Source organism: Bartonella sp. HY328, from assembly GCF_025449335.1.
Taxonomy (GTDB): domain Bacteria; phylum Pseudomonadota; class Alphaproteobacteria; order Rhizobiales; family Rhizobiaceae; genus HY038.
The window spans coordinates 2109466-2132931 of sequence record NZ_CP104883.1 but is presented as its reverse complement, the minus strand read 5'-3'; the positions used below and the strand labels follow the sequence as shown (position 1 = coordinate 2132931).

The following is a 23466-nucleotide window of genomic DNA, read 5'->3' as shown; positions in this document are numbered from 1 at the left end:
AGTGGTTTAGATTACAATTTTCGTTTTCTTTTATAGTAAAATAAAAAAACGCTGCAGGGGGTGCAGCGTTATAATTTTAAAAAAATTAAGTTATTCAAATAGTATCTCGCCTCATATTGTTATTATCGAGGCAAGCTAAAATGAGGTCATTTGATAAAATGCTTAAGGCACATTGCAGAAATGATCTCGGCCATCATAACCACGGAAAGTACCTGTTTGTGAATTAAATGTACGGTATTTTCTTGAACAATAATCATACCAACCGGGCGTCCATGGATCTAATCCTCGATAAACAGGCTGTGGCTGATAAACCGGGCGCGGCTGTTGATAAACTGGCTGCGGCTGCGCTGGATAATAAGCTGGCGGTGGAGGTGGTGCTTGATAAACCACATTTGGTCGCGCTGGTTGCGATAAAGCTCCGCCGATAATTGCGCCAGCAGCCAAACCAATAACACCTGCGGCAATGGCATCGCTATGGTCACGGCGCTTAGAGTGATGGCGATAAGGTGGAGGAGGTGGCGGCGGTGCATAATAGCCATCACCGCCGTAATAAGGGCCGGGACCAGGTCCATAAGGACCACGAGCAAAGGCTTGCGACATTGGGGCTGAAGCCGACGCGATAGCTGCAAAGGATAAAATAGCAATTTTAAAAAATTTATTCATAATACACTCCATTATCTGGAATCATTGACCTTAATAATGAGGTCATTTCCAGTTTTAATTGGTTTGGAGTTTAAGACCTAACCAAGGTTTGTCTGGAAACGCTTTCATGTGCAATTATTGATGATGGCATCTGAATGGATTATGAACAATTTACTAACAATGTTGGGGTATAATAGATAAATGGATTTTTTTCTTTGCAGTAAGTAGCTTAATTTATTGTATTTAATGGTTATTTTTTTGTAAACTTCAGATTTGTCGCAAAGTGTCACATAATGTTTCAATGCTAAATATTTTGATGCAAAAACAAAGTTGTTTGGTTTTTAAGTATGCGATGGTGGGCCATATATATTGCGAAAAACGAAATAGACTATAGATTTAAAAATAATGAAAAACCCGGCAACCAAAAGGGAAACCGGGTTTGTATTCGATTATGGCTATAAAATTAACCGGTAACAGAAATATTTACGGCCTTAGGGCCTTTGCCGCGACGATCAGGTTCAGTGTCATATGACACTTTCTGTGCGTCGTTCAAGCCGGGCAGACCTGAATCTTGAACCGCTGAAATATGAACAAAAATATCTGGACCGCCGTCATCTGGCTTAATAAATCCAAAACCTTTTTCATTATTAAAAAACTTAACTTCACCCGTCTGAGCCATAATTCTCAATTTCCTTTGTATAATATCTGGCTTTTATTAAAAAGCTTTATAACTAGACCGCCTGACTGCTGAAAAGTCAAGCAGCGTTCAAAGGCAGTTTTTGTAATATGGAAAGAGATATTATAACGGGTTTCCATAAAACCATGACAGATTAAGCGCTTTTGGCCTAAAATGCCTCATTACTATCTTTCTATGTCCGTAAATTGCCCCGAACAAAAAAGAGATTGCGATATTACAAAGCATTTGGCAAGTCTTTTCTGGTATTCATAGGATATTCATTTACCTAGTTTTATGTTGGTTCTAATCAAGGAGCGACTCATGCGTATAATTTCACTTGTTACAATAGTTTTTGCCACCATTGGGGTGTTATCAGCTTGTAATTCTTCTAAAGAAGAAAGCGATACCAGTGCTAAGCCTTGCCCATTAAATTATTTGCCCGTTTGTGGTGAAAAAAATGGTGAGCAAAAGGACTTTTCTAACCGTTGTATGGCGGAAGCTGCCGAGTTTAAAATTATTAAAGAAGGCACCTGTAAGCCGCAAGATCAAGTTCCTGCGGATTCAACTCCAAAGCCTCTTGAAAATAGTAGCTCAGAACAGCGGCCTTTAAAATTTGCCTGTACCCGCGAATATAAACCAGTTTGCGGTGTGAAAGATGGCAAGGCAGAAACCTTTGGCAATCGTTGTATGGCTGAAGCACAAGATTTTGTGGTAAAGGCAAACGGGCCTTGCCCAGCAAACTAAGTTTTTTAATTAAATTTTTATTGCAATAGCCAAAATCAAAAAAAACTTATAAAAATAGGCATGAATGGTTTCATTCATGCCTATTTTATTCTGCTTGAATCGTATCAATCAGCGTTCGAAAACAAATCGTCCCCCAACCATGGTTTTAAGAACTCGCCCCTGAAAACGAGCATTTTCAAAAGGCGTGTTTTTGGATCGTGAATGCAATTCATCCAACTTCACCACCCATGGTTCCTCAAGATCGATAATCGCAAGATCAGCTTTTGCACCTGTCTTTAATGTGCCAACATCAAGGCCAAACAACTGTGCAGGTTTGGTTGATAAGGCATCAATCAAACGCATCAGCGGTACGGACCCATCATGATAAAGTCTTAGGGCTGCGGCAAGTAAGGTTTCTAAACCAATTGCCCCTGGTTCAGCATCGGAAAACGGCAATCTTTTAGTATCAGCATCCTGCGGATCATGGGAAGATACAATAATATCTATAACACCATCGCGCAGTGCTTCAACCATAGCCAAACGGTCTTCTTCATGTCGTAGTGGTGGTGAAAGACGGAAGAAAGTGCGATATTCACCAATGTCATTTTCATTAAGGCATAGGTGGTTGATTGAAATACCGGCCGAAATAGTAGTGCAACGAGTTTTTGCAAGTTTAATTGCATCGGCAGACATGGCACAGGAAATTTGTGCTGCATGATAGCGCGCTTTGGTCAATTGGGCGAGGCGTAAATCTCGTTCCAATGCAATGAGTTCTGCTTCGCGGACAATGCCTGAAAGACCAAGCCAGCTTGCAAGAATTCCTGAGTTCATAACGCCAGAACCAGTTAAATCGCGATCTTGCGTTTCATGAATAATTGGCACATCAAAATCACGTGCATAAGTCATGGCGCGGCGTAAAATATTGGCATTGGCAATTGTTTTCTTACCTTCGGTAAAGGCAACAGCTCCCGCTGCTTTTAATAGCCCAATCTCGGCCATTTCTGTGCCTTCCATACCCTTGGTGATCGAGCCGGTAGGGAAAACGCGCACCAATTCATTGTCTCGCGCGGTTTTTAAAATAAAGTCAACCAAAGACACATCATCAATAACCGGTGTTGTGTCGGGCATCATGAAAAAAGAAGTAACCCCACCAGAGGCGGCAGCAAGGCTTGCCGAGCGAATGGTTTCACGATATTCTTGCCCAGGCTCACCGACAAAAACTCGCGTGTCGACCAAGCCTGGAGTAACTGTTTTTCCATCGAGGTCGTGGATTTCAGCGCCTTCAGGTGCGCCTTGATTTTGTATGCTTTTGCCTATGGCAGAAATTTTACCATCTTCGATAATAATTGTGCCAGTTTCATCAATATTTTGAGATGGATCGACGATATGTGCATTCTTTAAAACATGTGTTTTCATGCTATATCTCCGCGAAATTTTAAGTTGCGTTGGTCAAGCAATGCCTCAATCACTGCCATGCGGGCGGCAACACCCATTTCGACTTGTGTCTGGATCACGCTGTGCGGGCCATCGGCAACATTGGAGGAAATTTCAACACCCCGATTCATTGGGCCTGGATGCATGACAATGCAGTCAGGCTTAGCAAGTTTTAACTTTTCGCGGTCAAGCCCGAAAAAATGGAAATATTCGCGTACCGATGGAATTAATGCGCCTTGCATGCGTTCGCGTTGTAAGCGCAGCATCATGATAACATCTGCATCTTTAATGCCTGTTGCCATATCGCGGTGAACTTCAACGCTCATATCTTCAATAGCGGTCGGTAAAAGTGTTGAAGGCGCAACAACACGCACTTTAGCCCCCAATTGATTGAGACTAATAATGTTAGAGCGCGCAACGCGTGAATGTAAAACATCGCCGCAAATTGCAATAGTTAAGCCTTCAATCGTGCCCTTGGCACGCCTAATTGTTAATGCGTCTAGCAGGGCTTGGGTTGGGTGCTCATGGGCACCGTCACCGGCATTAATGACCGAGCAAGACACTTTTTGCGCAAGTAATGCAACTGCGCCAGCCGATGCGTGGCGCACAACCAAGACATCAGGCTGCATAGCGTTGAGGGTCATAGCTGTATCAATCAGCGTTTCGCCTTTTTTAAGTGATGAATTGGCAACCGCCATATTCATCACATCAAGCCCAAGCCGCTTACCAGCAAGTTCAAATGAAGACTGGGTGCGGGTTGATGCTTCAAAAAACAGGTTGATTTGCGTGCGACCGCTTAAAATAGACTTCTTTTTGACGGCGCGGCGTGAAATGGCAACATTTTCATCAGCGCGGTCGAGTAAAATATTAAGATCTGGGCGTGAAAGCCCTTTTATGCCAAGAAAATGGCGATGGGAAAAAATCGGATGATCATTTTGATGTGTCATGGCGAGTGCCTTTATAAAACCGTAGCCTTTTATAGAATAAGGCAATGCCAAGATGCAATTAGCTTTTTGCTTAAGTTAAATAGATTTTAAACTTATTGGCGATTAATTCCGTGTAGATCGTTGAAAAATATGGAATAGGTTTTTAATAAAAATCTGTAAAAACAAAATGTTAATAAAGTAGTTTAAATTGCTAAGGTTTAGTTTTTTGGGAATGCCTAAAAAAACAAAAAATTTCAAGAAAACTAACCTGTAAGAATAAAAAACGCCCATGATTAAAATCAGGGCGTTTTGTAAAAAATCACACTACAACATAAATAGTAATCAGGCTTTTGCTAAAAAGCGATTCCTTTAGGTAATGTTAATCGAATTTATCAGTTTTTTGATGGCGTGCTTTAATGTTACGGATGGTGCCGGTATGGGAGCGCATAACAATGGTATCCGTCTCGATATAATGGCGAGCAAATTTAACACCTGAAAGCATATTACCGTCTGTGACACCGGTCGCCGCAAATAGCACGTCACCTTTGGCCATTTCGCTCATATCATAAACTTTTTTCGGATCTAAAACACCCATTTTAGCCGCGCGCGCAATTTTTTCATCGGTATTTAATTGCAGACGTCCTTGCATTTGGCCGCCAATGCAGCGAAGTGCCGCCGCTGCTAAAACGCCTTCTGGTGCGCCGCCAATGCCAAGATAAATATCAATGCCTGTTTCGTCAGGATCTGTTGTATGAATAATGCCGGCAACGTCACCATCACCAATAAGGCGAATCGAAGCACCTGTACTGCGGATTTCTTCAATGAGCTTAGCGTGGCGTGGACGATCCATAACGCAGGCTGTAATATGCTCGATTGCGACACCTTTTGCTTTAGCGAGTGCATGGATATTATCGGTTGCGGATGCATCAATATCAACAACACCTTTTGGATAACCAGGGCCAACGGCAATCTTTTCCATGTAAACATCAGGTGCGTATAGGAGATTGCCTTTTTCTGCAATTGCAATAACAGCAATTGAGTTAGGTTGGTTTTTGGCGCAAATTGTAGTGCCTTCTAATGGGTCAAGCGCAATGTCAACAGCAGGCCCGTGCTTGGTGCCAACTTCTTCGCCAATATAAAGCATGGGGGCTTCATCGCGCTCACCCTCGCCAATCACCACAGTACCATTAATTGGCAAGCGGTTAAGCTCTTGGCGCATAGCGTCAACAGCTGCTTGGTCGGCAGCCATTTCGTCACCGCGTCCGCGTAACCGCGCAGCTGCTACCGCAGCACGCTCCGTTACGCGCACAAGCTCAAGGGTTAAAATACGATCAAGTCCATTTACATTATGGTCAGTGGAGTTAGCCATCACAAATATCCTACCGGATTTGGGTTGCACACCTTATGCCGAACCAAATCGGCAAATCTTATATAATGTCTTTTGTCAAAGACAAGCCGATGACGCAAGAGGCTGATCGTTCAACTTACGTTATAATTGATTACATTTAGAAATTTAAATCGATTTTATGATGCGGGTCTTTCAATTCGGATCATTTGTGGCTTGTCAACAAGGTTGCCATCCTTAGTAATTGCTTCCAAAGCGGTACGAACAAAAGACTCGGTTGTTTCGTGGGTGATAAGAATAATTGTCTTTGTTCCTGGGTGTAATTCTTCGGACATTGGGCGTTGAACGATTGATTCCAATGAAATATTGTTTTGCGCCATACGTTTTGCAACTGCTGCAAAAACACCTGTCTTATCATGGACAGAAAGACGGATAAAATAACCACCGGCATGAGAGCGCATTTTAGCTTTTTTATAAGGAATAAGATCTCGGGCAGGGGTACCAAATACTGGCCCATATTGAAAGCCCGGAGTGGATTTTGCAATATCGGTAATATCGGCAATAACAGCAGAAGCGGTTGCTGCACCACCAGCGCCAGGACCTGATAGTATAATTTCTCCCAATAGATCCGTTTGAATGGAAACGGCATTGGTTACATTTTGCACCTGCGCAATAACCGAGGATATTGGTACCATTGTTGGATGGACACGCTGTTCAATGCCTGATTCTGTTTTAACCGCAACGCCAAGCAATTTAATGCGATAGCCAAGTTCTTTAGCCGCATGGATATCGGCCAAGGAGATATTGCTAATACCTTCAAGGTAAATATTATTGACTGAAGTAACGCAGCCAAAAGCAAGGCGAGTTAAAAGCGATAATTTGTGGGCGGTGTCATTGCCTTCAATATCAAATGTTGGATCAGCCTCGGCATAGCCTAGAGCTTGTGCATTGGCGAGGCATTGAGAAAACGAGATACCTTCATTTTCCATTTTGGTGAGGATATAATTGCAAGTGCCATTTAATATGCCATAAACGCGCGTAATTTTATTAGCACTTAGCGCTTCGCGCATGACTTTAATGACAGGAATGCCGCCAGCAACAGCAGCTTCATAATTTAGTAAGGCACCTTTGCTCTCAGCAATTTGTGCAAGTTCAATACCATGACGAGCTAGCAAGGCTTTATTTGCGGTTACAACATGATGCCCTTTTTTAAGGGCTGCCTCAACACTGTGCCGGGCTGAACCTTCTTCGCCGCCCATTAGCTCGACGTAAACATCGATTTTATCGGAAGCTGCAAGTTCCACCGGACTATCAAACCATTCTATTGCGCTTAAATCAATGCCACGATCACGACTGCGATTACGAGCCGATACACCGACAACTTCAATTTTGCGGCCGCATTCACGGCTTAATTCTTCCTGCTTTTGTTGAAGAATATTGATAACAGCACTACCGACAGTTCCTAATCCTGCAATACCGACTTTTAAAACTTCGCTCATGGTTTGACCTGTTGTAGTTAAATAGAATGTGGTTTCTAACTTTGTTTGTAGCAACTTCTACAATAAAATATCAAGCTATTGTAATGATGTTTCAAGCTCTTATTATTAAATAATCTATAATAAAAAACGTTATTCTTCTATCAAGTGCAAATAGCATTTTTATATCAAATATGGTTTTATCCACCGCTTATACAGATATACAGCATAATTAAAAGGTTGTTGCCAATCATTAACCAGATAACATTCGCTCTGTCTATCATTCTATTTTATAATTGTTTTAATGATTTTTAGCTGTGCCAAGCTAAAATATGCGGGATAAATGTAATGGAGCTGTTGAATTTTATCATTGATATCTGCTGAAAAAAATTATTTTTATAGTTAAATCAATGGGATAGCTTCGTTTTTCTAAAGCTATTTATAAGCCGCAGCATTGGTTTTTGTAAATGATTTCCACGGTTAGCTATGTTGCTAACCGTGGACACTTATTGTGTACTTTATTATGCGTTATCGCCAGAGAAAAAACGTTTCAAGTTACGTGCGGCTTGGCGCAAGCGATGTTCATTCTCAACCAATGCAATGCGTACATGGTCATCGCCGTGCTCGCCAAAGCCAACACCAGGTGAAACTGCAACGTCAGCCTTTTCAATCAATAATTTAGAAAATTCTAAAGATCCTAAATGGGCATATTTAGGTGGAATAGGCGCCCAAGCAAACATAGTTGCAGCTGGCGGCGGTACATCCCAGCCAGCACGTGAAAAGGTTTCAACCATGGTATCACGGCGTTTTTTGTAGATGGAACGCACCTCTGCGATATCCGAGCCATCACCATTTAACGCTGCGGTCGCAGCAACCTGAATCGGTGTGAAAGCACCATAATCAAGATAAGATTTAACTCGTGTTAAAGCACCAATCAAGCGCTCATTACCAACGGCAAAACCCATACGCCAACCCGGCATAGAGAATGTTTTTGACATGGAGGTAAATTCAACAGTTACATCCATGGCGCCTGGTACCTCTAAGACTGATGGCGGCGGATTATCGTCGAAATAAATTTCCGCATAGGCAAGGTCTGAGAGTAGAATCAAATCATTTTTCTTGGCAAAATCGACAACTTCTTTATAAAAATCAAGGTCAGCGACATAAGCGGTTGGATTAGATGGATAATTTAAAATAACCGCAATTGGCTTTGGAATGGAATGACGCACTGCGCGATCTAACGCACGCATAAATTCTTCACCCGGTGCTGCTGGCATAGAGCGTAAAACGCCGCCCGACATGAGAAAGCCAAAAGAGTGGATTGGATAGGTAGGGTCTGGGCACAACACCACATCACCAGGAGCGGTAATTGCTTGTGCCATATTGGCAAAGCCTTCTTTGGAACCCAAAGTTGCAACAACCTGTGTGTCTGGATTAAGCTTTACACCAAAACGGCGCTCATAATAAGCAGCTTGTGCACGGCGTAAGCCGGGGATGCCCTTTGATGCTGAATAACGATGGGCGCGTGGATCTTGGACAGCTTCGCAAAGCTTTTGTACAATTGCCTTGGGGGTTGGCAAATCTGGATTGCCCATGCCAAGGTCAATAATATCTGCACCGGAGGCTCGCGCGGCGGCCTTTAGGCGATTAACCTGTTCAAAGACGTAAGGCGGGAGGCGACGAATTTTATGAAATTCTTCCGACATGGCAAGACCATTCTATTAGTTGATTAAAGTTAATATTAAAATGATAAATCACATGATTATAATAATGGCATTCTGTCAACGGCCAATTATTCAATCATATGTGTTGGCTTATGTAATGGGCATATCTGTCAGCATATGTATTAATTATATGCATGAAGCTTAAGTGTTAGACAAAAATGCTAAACCTATGCCTTAGGATAAACGCATTTTACATGAGATATTTCAGATATATGCGATTAAAAAACTCTATTATTGTCCGGCTTGTTCAATTTTGCGCAAGGTCTCTTCGGCAGATTTCGCCGCAGCTTGCTTTTGGCGCTCAATATCTTGCGCTGTTGGAACAGCCTCGGTGGCCGCTCGTTCAAGGTTTGTGCGATTTTGAGTTAATTGATTGGCGAGCTGATCACGCTCTTCTTTAGTGAATTGTGCGGTTTCACCTTGTGGCATTTGTGAAAAACGTGGAAAAACGCCAGTTCTATTGGCGCCCTCCTGCGGTACTGTTTCAAACTCTTTGCCGCCTGCACACCCAGCAAGCGCTCCAGCAAGTGCCAATATAATGACTGTAAAAAGGATTTTAGGGCTTTTATAGTTTTCTACTGTCATTTTAATCCATTTCCTCATGCCTATGGGCTAGCATTATAGCAAAAACCAATAGGATGGCTTTATTATGCTTATTCTATTTTGACTATTGCATCTTTATCGTCAAGGCTTCAACAAAAACATAATCAAAAAGCAACTAAAAAACTATATTTTTATTTTTTTTAAAAAGCGATAAATATTTTTACTATTTCATTAGTGCTGGTTGTTGTCAGGTTAACTCAATTGAAAAGAATGAACCGATTCCCTAATCTGCGGCCGTTTTATTCGTAAATCAACTAATTTACAGATTAATTATCATCAATCTTTACCATTTTATGTTGTTTTTTGTTAAAATCTCGCAATAATAATTGACTGGAACCCAATCGCCACAGCATTATGATAGCGTGATATTTTCCTATGCTTTAGTTGTTAACTAATGCAAGTGAAAATTTAAAGCGCTTGGTCTACTGCCAATTGATACTAGCCTTGTCGAATTTTATTCAACTAAGCATAATGGCGTTTTATTAATAAATTTTTATTGCTGGCTTAAAATTGGTAACAAATTGGAGATTTTGTTTGAAACTGTTTTGTAACGACAAGGGGGCTTTTCCATTCATCCCACATTCAAAAATCGTTGGGGTAAAAATGGTGGGGGCACTTTTGGTTCTTTTTCCATTTGTTAGCAGCTGCACATCACTTAATGATCAATTGGCTGATACTGCCTCTATCGCTCAGACAGTTGATGGAGAAGACGCTAAAAATAACAAAAAGCGTAAATCTAGCAGCGTTAATGATGTGATCCCCGTTCCAGATGAAGATAGCGTGGAAGCAAATTCAAGCAATAAAGAAAGTTTATCAAACAAAACAGCTGTTAATGAGCAAGCGCAAGCGGCTAATGTTTCTGAAGCCTCCGATAGCCAACCTAAAACCTTGTTGTCGATGTTTTCCAACAAGAAAACTTTAGATGAGAGCAATGTGGCGCCAGTAACATCTGGTGAAACAAGTGATTCTAAAAACAGCAATGTTACGAAACAAGATAAAGCTGAGATTAAAACCGGTACAGACAACGAAGTCGCAGCTTCTCGATCCAATGACCAAATCGAAAAAGAGCAGCCAAAGTCGTTATTCTCGATGTTTTCCAATAAAAAGAATGATGAACAACAAAAGAGTGGTTCAACCAGCGCGAATCTTAACCCTAACAATGATTCTGAAAACACAACTACCAATAATAAAAATTTGACTGGCGATAAGAGTTTGCTAGGACGAGCCGATAGTCAGGACAAGGGTGCGCGTTTACGGTTGTTTTCAGGAAATAGCGATAGTTCGGGAAAAGGTAACGGGATTGGCTCTACCGATAAGCTTGCCTCGATAAAGCCCGATAGAGTTGATCGTAGTCAATATTCTGGTGAATTGCCAGGTGTGCGCCCTAATGGTGGTATTGAAATTAAACATCGTTCTAGCCTTTATGACGATACTGATATTGATGCAAACGAGGTGGAAGTGTTTCCATCTATTCAAATGGCCTCAGTTGGTGGTTTGGGCCGTAATCTGCCAAATGGCTTGCGTCTTGCCCACAAAGCCGTAGATGCGCGCTGTTTGAAACCGCAATTGATTAATCTCTTAAAAACAATTGAAAGAAATTATAATCGGCCAGTCTATATTACATCGGGATACCGTAACCCAATTTATAATCGTAAGGTCAATGGTGCTAATCGTTCTCTCCATATGTCATGTGCTGCCGCTGATATTATTGTACCGGGCGTCCACAAATACGAAGTTGCAAAATTTGTACGCAGCTTGCCAGGGCGCGGCGGTGTAGGTACCTATTGCCACCAAGCCATCCATGTTGATATTGGTCCGCGACGGGACTGGAATTGGTCCTGTTCTGGAAAAAAATAGAATTATTTGAAAAAAATGTGAAATAGGGCTTGCGGATTTTAAAATTTGTGTTTATAAGCCCATTCACTGCTTGGGCGCCCATCGTCTAGCGGTTAGGACGCCGCCCTTTCACGGCGGAAACAGGGGTTCGATTCCCCTTGGGCGTACCACTTTAGTTTTTTTGTTTTATTATAATTTACCTTTTGTTAGGGTATGAGGTGAATTAAATACTATGCAAAACAAATCACATGCAGTCATGTCTCAGCGCTTTGAGAGTCCTGATAGTTTAGATGATTTTCCAACTCCGCCTTGGGCAACTCGCGCACTTTTAGAATTTATATTGAAAAATAAAGAATTGCATACCAAGACTTGTTTGGAGCCAGCTTGTGGTAGGGGCTATATGTCTCGCCCACTGTCTGAATATTTTTTAGATGTGGTATCTTCTGATATTTATCCTTATGGTTATTCAGATGTTCAAGATTTTCTTGCTGGGAGATATGATTTTGAGTCGTTTGATTGGGTCATAACTAATCCGCCTTTCCGCTTAGCTCAGGAATTTTTAGAAAATTCTTTAAAAGTGGCGCGCGAAGGAGTCGCCATATTAGCTCGTACGGTTTTTTTAGAGAGTGTTGGCAGATTTGAAGGGATCTATAAAACAAATCCGCCAACAGTTTTTGCTCAATTTTCTGAGCGTGTTCCCATGGTAAAGGGGCGTGTGGATCCAAAGGCAAGTACAGCGACCGGTTATGCTTGGTTTATTTGGATTAAAAATAAGCAAACGTCACCTCTTTTAACTTGGGTTCCGCCTTGCCGAAAAGCTCTTGAAAAAACAAATGATTATCAATAGTATTGTTTTATTAGATGAAGTCACGCCCCTTTTGCGTTATGGTCCAACCTTGCCTGTCGTCATCATATACAGCTAATGAACGACATTCTAAGCCATTTGCTTCTTTTCTGTGGCTAACTAAATTTCTAACTTTTTGACTGAAATGATCATCATTCCTATTAGTTAATATAGCTACATCTTTTCCATCAGGTTTTAAACAATGCCTTAATTGCGCTATAAGATCTGTCGTTGTTATGAAACCGTTTGGCGTTTTAGCCATTATATCTAGTGCAGGTGCTATCATTTCAGCTTCTGAAAATTCTGTCATTATAAATACCTTTATGTCATTAACCTTTACTTAACAAGCATAATAAATTTTGGCATGGTTGTCATTATTTATTTTAACTTTCGATTTGAAACAAGTCTGTGTTAGTTTTACAGTTTGCAATCATCTATTTTTATAAACTATACTTTTCCTTTTTAAAAAAATGTTTTAATTATTATTAAAAATTTTTAGCCGTCAGATTTAAGGGGTGGCCTTTATGCTTTTTAATGAACTAACAGCAATTCCAGTTTTGTGGATCATCGCCGCAGCTATTTTAGGTTATTTATTGGGCTCAATTCCTTTTGGTCTTCTTTTTACCAAGTCTGCTGGTTTAGGGGATGTCCGCAATATTGGTTCAGGCAATATTGGTGCCACCAATGTTTTGCGTACTGGAAATAAAAAACTTGCAGCGGCTACGCTTTTATGTGACGCTTTAAAAGGCAGTTTCGCAGTAATTTTTTTCAATGCACTTTTTCCTGGTGCGGGGTTGATTGCAGGTTTTTTTGCTTTCTTGGGGCATCTTTTTCCTGTTTGGTTGCAGTTTAAGGGCGGTAAAGGGGTTGCAACCTATATTGGTGTAGTCTTTGCAGTTTTTTGGCAAGGTGGCTTTATTTTTCTTGGAACTTGGCTGATTACTGCTTTTATAACGCGTTATTCCTCGCTTTCTGCGCTGGTTGCGATTATCGTAGTGCCGTTCGTGGCCTATTTTCTTACCTCTCCTTTGATAACCGCAATATTAGTCTTGATGGGATTTTTAATTGTTGTTAAACATAAAGGTAATATTAGCCGGCTAATGTCTGGGCATGAGAGTAAAATTGGCGCGAAAGGGAAATAAAAGGGGATTGTGATTAAAGGGCGGGGAATAAAATTAAGTGAAAAGCAAAGGCTTTCATGGCTACAGCTTATTCGCAGTGAAAATGTTGGGCCTCAGACTTTTCGTCAGTTGATTGAGCGTTTTGGGTCGGCAGAAAAAGCATTGCTAGCTGTACCAGATTTAGCGTCACAAGGTGGTGGGCGCAAAATTCGTATTGCAAAGGCAAGCGATGCAGAGCGTGAGCTCGATTTTGCACAGCGTAACAATATCCATTTCATCGGCATTGGTGAGCCAGCCTATCCTTCTTTATTGCGCGCTATTGATAATCCACCGCCGCTAATATCGGCTAAGGGCAATTTAGAGTTGTTGCAAAAAACAGCAATTGGCATAGTTGGCTCACGCAATGCATCAGCGGCTGGCCAAAAACTGGCAAGCCAATTTGCCGCAAACTTAGGGGAGGCTGGACTTATTAGCCTTTCTGGATTTGCGCGCGGTATTGATGGGGCTGCCCATCTGGCTAGTTTAAAAACCGGAACGATTGCAGTTATGGCAGGTGGGCTTGATCATATTTACCCAACGGAGCATGGAGATCTTTATCAAAGCCTTCTAAAAAGCAATAATCTCGTAATAAGTGAAATGCCAATTAGCTGGCAGCCTAGGGCGCAAGATTTTCCACGCCGAAATCGATTGATTGCAGGTATTGGTTTAGGATTGTTGGTGGTTGAGGCCGCAAAGCGTTCTGGTTCGTTAATTACAGCGCGATTAGCTGCTGATTATGGTCGCTTGGTTTTTGCCGTGCCAGGTTCGCCACTTGATCCGCGTGCAGTTGGCACCAATGGTTTAATCAAGGAAGGCGCAAGTCTTGTTGATTGTGCAAAAGATATTATTGAAAGCCTCACACCTCTTTGCCCTGAAATGACATTATTTGATAAGATGCTACCTTTAGATGTTAATGAATCTAATGAACAGCATTTATATGAGGATGAGCATATACCGATTACGGACGTTTTATCAATAACGAACCAGCCACGCTCACAAAGTACTTCACTTGTAAATCCAAACCACTTTGATGTTAATGATAGCGCTCTTGATGATGATCTTAGCGAAAATGAACGGAAAGCTGTTGTTCGTCATTTGTCAATTACGCCAATTGATGTCGAGACTTTGGCGCTTTATTGTGATTTATCTTTGCCAAAAGTCTATCTTGCGATTTTAGAGCTTGACCTTGCTGGCAAGGTGCTTCGTCATTCAGGCGGTTTGGTGTCACTTGCGCCTGTTTCATGATGAAGTGCGTCGTTAAGACTTTGTAATCGGACTAGGCTTTCTTTTTCAACAACTTCAAGTAGAAAAAAAAGCAGTGGCTCGTTAACCTTAGCTGCCATTAATTTTAGAGAAAGTGTCATTTCATGAATATAGTTAATCGTTCCGACCTGATCGATTTCCTTAGCCGATTTAATATTTTGATTCTTTTGGTCGGTCATGTAACCTCGGCTCTCTTAGTCGTTTATCTAATGCGATGTTTTGCCTAACACAATAATTTATCTCATCAATTTTGACTTATGTATTGGGCTACTTGTTTTTCATTGCATCATTGAATGAATGATTAAAAATATCGGTATGATAAGATATTTCAAGGGTAAGCCAATGCTAGTGCGATATTTTTACCAAAAAACATCTTATTTATGGTTAATTTTAAATCAGGACTTGACGTTATCTCATTGACTGGTCATTTGAATGCAGAGATTTTTTTTCGCGATTTTTGAATTTTGATGCGATTTAACACAAGGGATGACTTATTTAACCAATAGGTTTGTTCCAAAATGGGAATTGAAGATGAAAGTAGTTGTTGTCGAATCACCAGCAAAAGCAAAAACAATTAATAAGTATCTGGGAAGCGACTATAAGGTATTTGCCTCATTTGGTCATGTGCGTGATCTGCCGGCCAAAGATGGTTCTGTTTTGCCTGATGAAGATTTTGCCATGAAATGGGATACAGACAGCGCATCGGCAAAGCGCTTGTCTGAAATAGCTAAAGCCGTCAAGGATGCTGACCAATTGATATTGGCTACCGATCCGGATCGGGAAGGGGAAGCAATTTCTTGGCATGTGCTTGATGTGCTAAACGCTAAGCGCGTTTTAAAAGACAAGCCAGTAAGCCGCGTCGTTTTTAATGCTATCACTAAAAGCTCCGTGCTTGATGCTATGGCGCATCCGCGCCAAATTGATGATGCGCTGGTAAATGCTTATCTTGCTCGCCGCGCATTAGACTATCTCTTTGGCTTTAATTTGTCGCCCGTTTTATGGCGCAAATTGCCGGGTGCGCGTTCTGCTGGGCGTGTACAGTCGGTAGCGCTGCGCTTGATTTGTGATCGTGAAGCCGAGATCGAGCGGTTTATTCGTGAAGAATACTGGACGATTGCAGCTGAACTTAATACGCCGCGTCAGGAAAAATTTATTGCACGCCTTACCAATTTTGAAGGTAAAAAGCTTGGCAAGCTTGATATTAAAAATGGCGAGCAGGCAGAAAAAATTCGCAAAATGTTAGTTGGTGCGAGTTTCAAAATTGAAACGGTGGAAGCAAAGCCAACAAAGCGCAATCCTGGTCCTCCTTTTACAACATCTACCTTACAGCAAGCCGCGTCATCGCGCTTAAGCTTTTCGGCGTCACGCACTATGCAAGTTGCGCAGCGCCTTTATGAAGGTATTGATCTTGGTGGAGAAACAACTGGTCTTATAACCTATATGCGTACTGATGGTGTGCAAATGGCACCAGAAGGTATTGATGGCGCGCGTAAATCAATTGCCAAAAATTTCGGCAATAATTATGTGCCGGAAAAGCCGCGCTTTTATTCAGCAAAAGCTAAAAACGCGCAAGAGGCGCATGAGGCGATTAGACCAACTGATTTTTCACGCACCCCGCAATCCATGAAGGCATTTTTGGATGCCGACCAATATCGCCTTTATGATCTTATTTGGAAGCGTGCAATTGCTAGCCAAATGTTACCGGCCGATATTGAACGTACCACGGTTGATATAGCTGCAAGAAATGGCGAGTCTATTGCCGATCTTCGTGCAACGGGTTCGGTTATTCGTTTTGATGGCTTTTTAGCTGCCTATATGGATGTTCGTGAGGAAGATGCTGGAGATGATGAGGGCAGTGCACGTTTGCCATTTATGGAAAAGAGTGAGGTGCTCACCCAATCTCGCATTGACGCTGATCAGCATAGTACTGAGCCACCACCACGCTATTCGGAAGCAAGCTTGATTAAAAAGCTTGAAGAATTAGGCATTGGTCGGCCATCTACCTATGCGTCCACTCTTGCGACATTGCAGGACCGTGATTATATAAATATCGATAAGCGCAAGCTTATTCCTGAAGCCAAAGGACGGGTGGTTACTGCTTTCCTTGAAAACTTTTTCAATCGCTATGTTGAATATGATTTTACCGCTAGTCTTGAAGACAAGCTTGATCTTATTTCAGATGGTAAGTTGGTTTGGAAAGATGTCTTGCGCGATTTTTGGCAGCAATTCTCGTCTTCGATTACCGATATTGCTGATTTGCGGGTAACAGCTGTTCTTGATGTTTTGAATGAAGTACTTGCGCCAATCGCTTTTCCTGCGCGTGAAGATGGCTCAGATCCGCGTTCTTGCCCACTATGTAAACAAGGACAATTATCGTTAAAACTTGGCCGCTACGGTGCATTTGTTGGTTGCTCTAATTATCCTGAATGTAAATTTACGCGTCAGCTTGGTAGTGAGGGTGAAGGTGATGGTAAAGCACTCGGTGATGAACCTGCAGTGTTAGGACAGGATCCTGAAACCGGCGAGGATATAACTTTGCGCACTGGTCGTTTTGGTCCTTATGTGCAGCGTGGTGATGGTAAGGATGCCAAACGTGCCGGCTTGCCAAAAGGTTGGCAAATGGCCGATATCGATTTTGAAAAGGCACAAGCTTTGTTGGCTTTGCCACGTGATATTGGTTTGCATCCTGAAACTGGCACGATGATTACAGCAAGCATTGGGCGTTATGGCCCTTATATTGCCAATGATGGCAAATATGCTAACCTAGAAAATGCTGATGAAGTGTTTAGCATTGGTATTAACCGTGCAGTGAGCGTGCTTGCAGACAAGGCAAGTAAAGGCGGTGGGCGTGCAAGTGCTGCAAGTGCAAAACCCATAGCCAATTTAGGTGCGCATCCTGATGGTGGCGAAATTACCGTACGTGATGGGCGCTATGGCCCCTATGTTAATTGGGGTAAAATAAATGCGACCATAACGAAGGGTATGGATCCTGCTAGCTTAACTGTTGAAGAAGCAATTGCTTTGCTAGCCGCAAAGGCTGCTAAAGCACCAACAAAGAAAGTGGCTGCTAAAAAAACACCTGCTAAGAAGCCGTCCGCCAAAAAGGTCGCAACAAAAAGCGCAACCAAAAAAACGGCAGTAGCTGAGGGTAGCGGTGAAGCGCCGAAGGCTGCAAAAAAAGCCGCACCTAAAAAGGCTACTGCGACAAAAAAAGCTGCAGCAAAGAAAACAGACTAATTATAGGAAAACAAAATAATTTTGAGAAAGCAGAGTAACCTTGGCTAAAAAACCAAAGAAAAGCAACAGCAAATCTAGTCCTAATAAGGCAATGGTTCATTTACCAAGCCGTGACGAGGTAGTGCAATTTATTTCCGATAATCCCGGAAATAATGGTAAGCGTGAAATTGCCAAAGCCTTTGGTTTAAAAAGTGAAGGCCGTATTTGGCTGAAAAATCTTTTACGCAGTTTAGCTGATGATGGGATTATTGAAAAGCGGCGTAAAACTATTCATTCTAAGGGTAGTTTACCGCCGGTTGCAGTACTGGATATTTTTGGTCGTGATAAAGATGGTTCATTACTTGGTCGACCTGTCGATTGGCATGATGATGAGCCGCCGATTGTTTTATTGCGCGCCGGTAAAGTCGCCGGTGGTCCTGCAATTGGCGTTGGTGATCGTATCACCGCTAAAGTTTTTCCATCTAAAGAAAAAGGCCCTGCCTATACAGGGCGCCTTATTCGTAAAGTGGACAAGAAAAATAACACCATTCTTGGCGTGTTGCGCGAGATAAAAGGCGAATGGCGGTTGGAGCCGGTTGATCGCAAGCAAGATCCTGTTCTTATTGATCCGCAATCATTGGAAAATGCCAAGGAAAATGATCTCGTTGAAGTGACATTAGGTCGTGATAGCCGCTATGGTTTAAAACGTGGCATGGTGCGGCAAGTGGTGGGTAGTATTGAAAGTGAAAAAGCACTTTCAATGATTGCGATTTATGCTCATTCCATACCGCATATTTTTCCTGAAGAGGTTTTGCAGGAATCTGATAATGTGAAGCCAGTGGTTATGGCTGATTGTAAAGATGGCGCAGGGCGTGAAGATTGGCGCGATATTCCATTTGTTACGATTGATCCCCATGATGCTAAAGATCATGATGATGCAGTTTATGCTGAGCCAGACAGCAATGAGGCCAATGCACATGGTCACATTGTTATGGTGGCTATTGCCGATGTTTCCACCTATATCCGTCCTAATTCGGTAATGGATAGGGAAGCATTAAAACGCGGTAATTCTGTTTATTTTCCCGATCGTGTTGTGCCTATGCTGCCAGAGAGGATTTCCAATAATCTTTGCTCGCTGCGTGAGGGTGAAGAGCGTCCAGCAATAAGCGTGCGTATGGTCTATAATAAGGATGGTCACAAGCTAAGCCATAGTTTCCATCGGGTAATGATTCGCTCCCATGCAAAGTTAAGCTATCAACAAGCGCAAAAAGCAATTGACGGGGTGTTGGATGAAAAAACGGCACCGATTATTGATACAATTTTGAAGCCGCTTTGGAAGGCCTATGACAGCCTTAAAAAAGCGCGTGACAAGCGTGAGCCATTGGATCTTGATTTACCAGAAAAGAAGCTACTTCTTGATGAAGAGGGGCGCGTTAAAGATGTTTATATTCCCTTGCGTCTTGATGCGCATCGCTTAATTGAAGAATGTATGATAGCCGCCAATGTCGCCGCTGCAGAAACTTTGAAAAGCAAAGGTCAATCATTAATTTTCCGAATTCATGACCAGCCATCACTTGCTAAGCAAGAAACCTTGCGGGAATTTTTGGCAACAATTGGCTTGCCGCTTGCTCGCGGTGCAGATCTTACACCATCTAAGTTTAATGCTATTTTGAGTAAGGTAAAGGGCAGTGAACAGCAGGACTTGGTTAATCAAGTCGTCTTGCGTTCGCAAGCTCAGGCTGAATATAGTCCAGATAATATTGGCCATTTTGGTTTAACGCTACATAATTATGCGCATTTTACCTCACCTATTCGCCGCTATGCGGATTTGATTGTGCATCGCGCGCTTATCAAGGCGTTAAAGCTTGGTAATGATGGTTTGACTGATCGTGAGGAAGAGCAGCTTGGCGAAATCTCCGCGCAAATTTCGCAAACAGAACGCCGTGCTATGGCAGCCGAACGTGAAACAACCGACCGCTTGATAGCGCATTATCTTGCCGATAAAATTAATGCTGAATTTTCAGGCCGTATCACCGGTGTGACCAAGTCAGGTTTATTTGTCCAGCTTGATCCTTATGGTGCTGATGGCTTTATACCAATTTCAACGCTTGGCGCTGAATATTATCTTCATGATGAAGCCCGTCATGCTTTGGTTGGAGAGCGCAGCCAAAAAGGTTTCCAAATGGGGGACGTTGTGTCTGTGCGTTTGGTTGAAGCCTTGCCAGTTGCGGGTGCTTTACGTTTTGAGATGTTGAGCAAACCGCAAGAATTACCGTTCTCAATGCTTTCTCATCATAAAACAGGCAAAAGAAACCGTAATATGGCACAAAAGCCACAACGGGGCCGCCGCCGTCGTTAATTTTTTGAGCAAAGTTCGGTTGCATATCTGTTAAGTTATAGCAATGACAAAAATAGGCTACAACACGTTATAGGCTATCTAATGATTGGTGTTGTAGCTTTATATTATGGTTAAGGAATTATTGCTAATATACTGATATTATAGGTAACATTGGTTTGCATGGTTTTTATAGTAATTTTTTAACTGAATGATGAATTTCATTCAAGTTATTGATTTTATTTGTTTTTACCTATTTTTAAAATTGCTTACGAAAATTGAAGAACAATTTATAAATTATCCTCTAAATGCTTTTATACCCTATATTCTTTTATAATTGCATCAGCCTCGCTCCAATCGGCAATTATTTTTGTTGCGCCAGCTTCAATTAGGCGCTGTTCATGACCTTCGGGCATATGTCTCGCGCCTATATAACCAATGGCAGTCATATTGGCAGCAACGGCGGCGGTAACTCCGGCAATTGAATCTTCAAAGACCAAGCATTGTTGTGCTTGCGCTCCCATTTTTTCTGCGGCAAGTAAAAAGAGATCAGGCGCTGGCTTTCCATGTTTTACCATGGAGGATGAAAAAAGATGCGGTTCAAAAAAATCAATTAATCCTGCTGTAGTCAAAGATAAGCGTATGCGTGGCATTGCAGATGACGATGCAACACAATAGGGCTTAGCAAGGTTTTGCAAAAATGGTACAATATGAGGAGTTGCTTTGACGTTTTCTTCAAGCAGGCGCAGCACTTCTTCTGATAATTCATCATCAGCACTTAATGGAATTGTGCCACCTTCCTTACCGCGCAAGGTTTTTATAATATCCAGTTGTTTCATGCCAATAAAAGGATAAAAATCCTTTGGCTCGATTGTTTGTCCATAGCGGGCATAAACATTACAATAGCCCTGCGCTGAAATGGTTTCGCTATCAATCAACACTCCATCGCAGTCAAATATAATAAGATGCATTTTATCGTCCTCTTTGGCGTTTTTGCAAAAAATAACTTTAGATGATTTGGAATTATAAATTGGCAAGCCGGTCAAGCGCGCCCTGCAAAATGAAGCTGGCAGCAGCAGAATCAATGCGCTCGGATCGCTTGGCCCGTGATACATCCATATCAATCAAGCTGCGTTCTGCCGCAACTGTTGATAGTCGTTCATCCCAATAGATAAATGGTATAGTGGTGAGTTTTTCCATATTGCGCACAAAGGCACGAGTTGCCTGTACTCTTGGGCCACTAGAGCCGTCCATATTAAGCGGCAAGCCAATAACCATAATGCAAATATTTTCTTGTTCTAATACTCTAAGTAAATCCTGCGCATCCTTGGTAAATTTACTGCGTTTTAAAACCGGACGCGGATTGGCAAAGCTTAAACCAATATCAGAAACCGCAAGGCCAATTGTTTTAGTGCCAAGATCAAGGCCAATAATGCTTTGACCATCAACTAGATATTGGGGGGCGTCTTCAATGGTAATCACCGTCATTACGGTTTCCTTATTCTATGGAGGGCTTAATTACATACGTCGATTTTTAATTTTGAATAGGCAAAATCAATTGGATATCATTTGCATAAATTATAAAAATATTCAAATCGTTAGTGGGCAGTTAGGACGATATCGCCGTGCTTTAACTTTTTAAAAAAGCTATATTTAAATTCATTATAAATTTATTTGTAATTTCTGTGCCATTTGGCTTATCTAGACCTTAGTAAATATTAACAGCTGCTTGGCTTGGTAGCCATAGATAGACCGATAGGAGAGATTTTTATGAAGATTATTTGGCTTGGACATGCGGCATTTCGCATTGAAGTAGGCTCTGCTATTATTTTGATTGATCCGTTTTTAACTGGAAATCCAAAAGCAGCTGCGCTTGATTTAGCGAAAATAACCGATGGCGTCACCCACATTGCTTTAACCCATGGCCATAGCGACCATGTTGGTGATACGGTTAGGATTGCTATTGAAAAAAATATACCTGTTACTGCCAATGCTGATTTGGGGGATTGGTTAAGCGCACAGGGTGTTGCCAAAATTTGTCCAGGCAATACTGGTGGTACGCAGCATCATGATGGTTATAGTGTTACTTTTGTTAATGCGCTTCATTCATCGGCTATGATGAACGAAAATGGCCAGTCTTTTGCCCTTGGTAATCCAAATGGGTTGGTTTTCCATTTTGAAAATGCGCCAACTCTATATCATATGGGTGATACCGATATTTTTTCTGATATGAAGTTAATTGACGAATTACATGCGCCAGAAATTGGTATCGTGCCAATTGGCGATTGTTTCACAATGGGCGGCGCAGTCGCAGCCCTTGCTTGCCAACGCTATTTAAATCTTAAAACTGCAATTCCTTGCCATTATGGTACTTTCCCATTGCTTGACCAAACGGCAGATAAATTTATTGCAGGCTTAGAAGGTTCAAACACCAAGGTTGTTGAAGCAATAGTTGGTGATGCTTTAGAGTTTCATTAGAGCGCATTTCAATCTGATTGGATCAGATCAGCGCTCTAATCCATAGTTAATCCGCGTTTTTGCCCGAAAACCGCTTCCCACTTTTCGAAAAACGTTCTAATATCGGCCTTAGCATATTCGTGTCATGCATAATTATGCGTGACACGAAAAAATTCTGTCTTATATTGGTTTAATTGTAGTTGACGACAAATAATTTAGTTTAATGAGGCCAGATAAGATTTAACCTTGCTGCAATAGCGGGCAGAAACTGGATTCATACGTTTGGCCGCGTGTCCGGCATTATATTTTAAAATTGTATCGCACATATTGCCGCCACTTAATTGGTGGGCAAGGCCAAGATATTTCATTCCATATTCAATATTGGTTTGGGGGGCATAAAGAGCCTTTGCAGAGCCACGATAACCAAGGCTGCGCGCGGTTGATAATTTAATTTGCATAAGACCAATTTCGCCAGCGCGTCCGCGAGCATTTTTATTATAATTGCTTTCGGTTTTAACCACTGCATGGGCCATATCCACCGGCACATTATTGGCGGCTGCATGTTTTTTAATAATATCTTCATAAGGGCGACTTTCGCCATCGTTTTGCGCTTTGCTTTTATCAAGCTTTTGAGAGCGCTCGATTTTTTTATCAATTTTGGGGACAGCATTTGCGATTTGGAAGGAGGCCGCAAAAAAAGTAATCAATAAAGTTATAAAGCTTATTATTTTCATGTTGTTTGTAATCTTCTTACTTATATTGCAAATTTTTAATAATTTGCTATTTTTCAATGGAGTTAAACAATGC

General features: G+C 41.8%; 21 protein-coding genes and 1 tRNA gene. 9 read left to right on the top strand and 13 right to left on the bottom strand.

Features of this window, described 5'->3' with window-relative positions; genetic code table 11:
• Positions 1 to 162: 162 nt before the first annotated feature.
• Both N5852_RS09035 and N5852_RS09030 read right to left on the bottom strand, forming a co-directional pair.
• Positions 163 to 663: a BA14K family protein gene (locus tag N5852_RS09035; RefSeq protein WP_262097477.1), complete on the bottom strand. Its 501-nt coding sequence runs from the start codon at positions 661 to 663 to the stop codon at positions 163 to 165.
• Positions 664 to 1105: 442 nt separating this feature from the next.
• The gene (locus N5852_RS09030) at positions 1106 to 1321 is read right to left on the bottom strand and encodes a cold-shock protein (RefSeq protein ID WP_182419167.1); all 216 of its coding nucleotides are present in this window, start codon (positions 1319 to 1321) and stop codon (positions 1106 to 1108) included.
• A 318-nt stretch (positions 1322 to 1639) separates the two neighbouring features.
• On the opposite strand from N5852_RS09030, the gene N5852_RS09025 reads away from it, so the two are divergent.
• On the top strand, positions 1640 to 2062 hold the full coding sequence (locus N5852_RS09025) for a Kazal-type serine protease inhibitor family protein (protein WP_262097476.1): 423 nt from the start codon (positions 1640 to 1642) through the stop codon (positions 2060 to 2062).
• A 108-nt stretch (positions 2063 to 2170) separates the two neighbouring features.
• Here N5852_RS09025 and N5852_RS09020 read toward each other — a convergent pair whose 3' ends face one another.
• The 6 genes from N5852_RS09020 to N5852_RS08995 all read right to left on the bottom strand — a co-directional run bounded on the left by N5852_RS09020 (position 2171) and on the right by N5852_RS08995 (position 9530).
• On the bottom strand, positions 2171 to 3457 hold the full coding sequence (locus N5852_RS09020; protein WP_262097475.1) for a dihydroorotase: 1287 nt from the start codon (positions 3455 to 3457) through the stop codon (positions 2171 to 2173).
• Positions 3454 to 4422, bottom strand: a complete 969-nt coding sequence (locus N5852_RS09015) for an aspartate carbamoyltransferase catalytic subunit (protein WP_262097474.1) — start codon at positions 4420 to 4422, stop codon at positions 3454 to 3456. The genes N5852_RS09020 and N5852_RS09015 overlap by 4 nt, the downstream gene beginning before the upstream one ends.
• Positions 4423 to 4780: 358 nt before the next feature.
• Entirely contained in the window at positions 4781 to 5770 is a 990-nt protein-coding gene (gene glpX / locus N5852_RS09010; RefSeq protein ID WP_262097473.1) for a class II fructose-bisphosphatase, read from the bottom strand.
• Positions 5771 to 5925: 155 nt separating this feature from the next.
• Positions 5926 to 7245, bottom strand: coding sequence for a homoserine dehydrogenase (locus tag N5852_RS09005; protein WP_262097472.1), 1320 nt, complete (start codon positions 7243 to 7245; stop codon positions 5926 to 5928).
• A gap of 497 nt (positions 7246 to 7742) precedes the next feature.
• A complete protein-coding gene (locus N5852_RS09000; protein WP_262097471.1) occupies positions 7743 to 8927 on the bottom strand; it encodes an LL-diaminopimelate aminotransferase in 1185 nt (394 codons plus the stop codon).
• Positions 8928 to 9176: 249 nt separating this feature from the next.
• Positions 9177 to 9530, bottom strand: coding sequence for a hypothetical protein (locus N5852_RS08995; protein ID WP_262097470.1), 354 nt, complete (start codon positions 9528 to 9530; stop codon positions 9177 to 9179).
• Between the two features lie 552 nt (positions 9531 to 10082).
• Between N5852_RS08995 and N5852_RS08990 the strand changes: the two genes are divergently transcribed.
• From N5852_RS08990 to N5852_RS08980, 3 genes are all read left to right on the top strand, one after another.
• Positions 10083 to 11405, top strand: coding sequence for a D-Ala-D-Ala carboxypeptidase family metallohydrolase (locus N5852_RS08990; RefSeq protein ID WP_262097469.1), 1323 nt, complete (start codon positions 10083 to 10085; stop codon positions 11403 to 11405).
• A 74-nt stretch (positions 11406 to 11479) separates the two neighbouring features.
• Positions 11480 to 11554: transfer RNA gene (locus tag N5852_RS08985), tRNA-Glu, on the top strand.
• A gap of 62 nt (positions 11555 to 11616) precedes the next feature.
• A complete protein-coding gene (locus N5852_RS08980) occupies positions 11617 to 12231 on the top strand; it encodes a class I SAM-dependent methyltransferase (protein ID WP_262097468.1) in 615 nt (204 codons plus the stop codon).
• Between the two features lie 10 nt (positions 12232 to 12241).
• Here N5852_RS08980 and N5852_RS08975 read toward each other — a convergent pair whose 3' ends face one another.
• A complete protein-coding gene (locus N5852_RS08975) occupies positions 12242 to 12538 on the bottom strand; it encodes a hypothetical protein (protein WP_262097467.1) in 297 nt (98 codons plus the stop codon).
• Between the two features lie 214 nt (positions 12539 to 12752).
• Between N5852_RS08975 and plsY the strand changes: the two genes are divergently transcribed.
• The gene (gene plsY, locus N5852_RS08970; protein WP_262097466.1) at positions 12753 to 13370 is read left to right on the top strand and encodes a glycerol-3-phosphate 1-O-acyltransferase PlsY; all 618 of its coding nucleotides are present in this window, start codon (positions 12753 to 12755) and stop codon (positions 13368 to 13370) included.
• Positions 13371 to 13376: 6 nt separating this feature from the next.
• Positions 13377 to 14633 (top strand): DNA-processing protein DprA, encoded by a 1257-nt coding sequence (gene dprA, locus N5852_RS08965; RefSeq protein WP_262099736.1) that lies wholly within the window; start codon positions 13377 to 13379, stop codon positions 14631 to 14633.
• Here the strand turns inward: dprA and N5852_RS08960 are convergent.
• Positions 14594 to 14830, bottom strand: coding sequence for a hypothetical protein (locus N5852_RS08960; RefSeq protein WP_262097465.1), 237 nt, complete (start codon positions 14828 to 14830; stop codon positions 14594 to 14596). The two genes, dprA and N5852_RS08960, sit on opposite strands and share 40 nt — an antisense overlap.
• Before the next feature lie 352 nt (positions 14831 to 15182).
• Here N5852_RS08960 and topA point away from each other — a divergent pair, with 352 nt between their 5' ends.
• Positions 15183 to 17888: a type I DNA topoisomerase gene (gene topA, locus N5852_RS08955; RefSeq protein ID WP_262097464.1), complete on the top strand. Its 2706-nt coding sequence runs from the start codon at positions 15183 to 15185 to the stop codon at positions 17886 to 17888.
• A gap of 91 nt (positions 17889 to 17979) precedes the next feature.
• Positions 17980 to 20226: a ribonuclease R gene (gene rnr, locus N5852_RS08950; protein ID WP_262099735.1), complete on the top strand. Its 2247-nt coding sequence runs from the start codon at positions 17980 to 17982 to the stop codon at positions 20224 to 20226.
• 290 nt (positions 20227 to 20516) lie between these two features.
• Here the strand turns inward: rnr and N5852_RS08945 are convergent, their stop codons facing one another.
• The gene (locus N5852_RS08945; RefSeq protein WP_262097463.1) at positions 20517 to 21173 is read right to left on the bottom strand and encodes an HAD family hydrolase; all 657 of its coding nucleotides are present in this window, start codon (positions 21171 to 21173) and stop codon (positions 20517 to 20519) included.
• A 52-nt stretch (positions 21174 to 21225) separates the two neighbouring features.
• Positions 21226 to 21690, bottom strand: a complete 465-nt coding sequence (gene ruvX / locus N5852_RS08940) for a Holliday junction resolvase RuvX (protein WP_262097462.1) — start codon at positions 21688 to 21690, stop codon at positions 21226 to 21228.
• A gap of 282 nt (positions 21691 to 21972) precedes the next feature.
• Here ruvX and N5852_RS08935 point away from each other — a divergent pair, with 282 nt between their 5' ends.
• Positions 21973 to 22680 carry a metal-dependent hydrolase gene (locus tag N5852_RS08935; protein ID WP_262097461.1) on the top strand — a complete coding sequence of 236 codons (708 nt, stop codon included), beginning with the start codon at positions 21973 to 21975 and terminating at the stop codon, positions 22678 to 22680.
• A 194-nt stretch (positions 22681 to 22874) separates the two neighbouring features.
• On the opposite strand, the gene N5852_RS08930 is transcribed toward N5852_RS08935, so the two are convergent.
• Positions 22875 to 23393 carry a lytic transglycosylase domain-containing protein gene (locus N5852_RS08930; RefSeq protein ID WP_315973215.1) on the bottom strand — a complete coding sequence of 173 codons (519 nt, stop codon included), beginning with the start codon at positions 23391 to 23393 and terminating at the stop codon, positions 22875 to 22877.
• Positions 23394 to 23466 lie beyond the last annotated feature (73 nt).

What these genes read in the sequence shown, in the direction of transcription:
- N5852_RS09035 (WP_262097477.1), bottom strand. Translation starts at nt 663, where the DNA reads ATGAATAAATTTTTTAAAATTGCTATTTTATCCTTTGCAGCTATCGCG.
- N5852_RS09030 (WP_182419167.1), bottom strand. Translation starts at nt 1,321, where the DNA reads ATGGCTCAGACGGGTGAAGTTAAGTTTTTTAATAATGAAAAAGGTTTT.
- N5852_RS09025 (WP_262097476.1), top strand. Translation starts at nt 1,640, where the DNA reads ATGCGTATAATTTCACTTGTTACAATAGTTTTTGCCACCATTGGGGTG.
- N5852_RS09020 (WP_262097475.1), bottom strand. Translation starts at nt 3,457, where the DNA reads ATGAAAACACATGTTTTAAAGAATGCACATATCGTCGATCCATCTCAA.
- N5852_RS09015 (WP_262097474.1), bottom strand. Translation starts at nt 4,422, where the DNA reads ATGACACATCAAAATGATCATCCGATTTTTTCCCATCGCCATTTTCTT.
- glpX (WP_262097473.1), bottom strand. Translation starts at nt 5,770, where the DNA reads ATGGCTAACTCCACTGACCATAATGTAAATGGACTTGATCGTATTTTA.
- N5852_RS09005 (WP_262097472.1), bottom strand. Translation starts at nt 7,245, where the DNA reads ATGAGCGAAGTTTTAAAAGTCGGTATTGCAGGATTAGGAACTGTCGGT.
- N5852_RS09000 (WP_262097471.1), bottom strand. Translation starts at nt 8,927, where the DNA reads ATGTCGGAAGAATTTCATAAAATTCGTCGCCTCCCGCCTTACGTCTTT.
- N5852_RS08995 (WP_262097470.1), bottom strand. Translation starts at nt 9,530, where the DNA reads ATGACAGTAGAAAACTATAAAAGCCCTAAAATCCTTTTTACAGTCATT.
- N5852_RS08980 (WP_262097468.1), top strand. Translation starts at nt 11,617, where the DNA reads ATGCAAAACAAATCACATGCAGTCATGTCTCAGCGCTTTGAGAGTCCT.
- N5852_RS08975 (WP_262097467.1), bottom strand. Translation starts at nt 12,538, where the DNA reads ATGACAGAATTTTCAGAAGCTGAAATGATAGCACCTGCACTAGATATA.
- plsY (WP_262097466.1), top strand. Translation starts at nt 12,753, where the DNA reads ATGCTTTTTAATGAACTAACAGCAATTCCAGTTTTGTGGATCATCGCC.
- N5852_RS08960 (WP_262097465.1), bottom strand. Translation starts at nt 14,830, where the DNA reads ATGACCGACCAAAAGAATCAAAATATTAAATCGGCTAAGGAAATCGAT.
- topA (WP_262097464.1), top strand. Translation starts at nt 15,183, where the DNA reads ATGAAAGTAGTTGTTGTCGAATCACCAGCAAAAGCAAAAACAATTAAT.
- rnr (WP_262099735.1), top strand. Translation starts at nt 17,980, where the DNA reads ATGGTTCATTTACCAAGCCGTGACGAGGTAGTGCAATTTATTTCCGAT.
- N5852_RS08945 (WP_262097463.1), bottom strand. Translation starts at nt 21,173, where the DNA reads ATGCATCTTATTATATTTGACTGCGATGGAGTGTTGATTGATAGCGAA.
- ruvX (WP_262097462.1), bottom strand. Translation starts at nt 21,690, where the DNA reads ATGACGGTGATTACCATTGAAGACGCCCCCCAATATCTAGTTGATGGT.
- N5852_RS08935 (WP_262097461.1), top strand. Translation starts at nt 21,973, where the DNA reads ATGAAGATTATTTGGCTTGGACATGCGGCATTTCGCATTGAAGTAGGC.
- N5852_RS08930 (WP_315973215.1), bottom strand. Translation starts at nt 23,393, where the DNA reads ATGAAAATAATAAGCTTTATAACTTTATTGATTACTTTTTTTGCGGCC.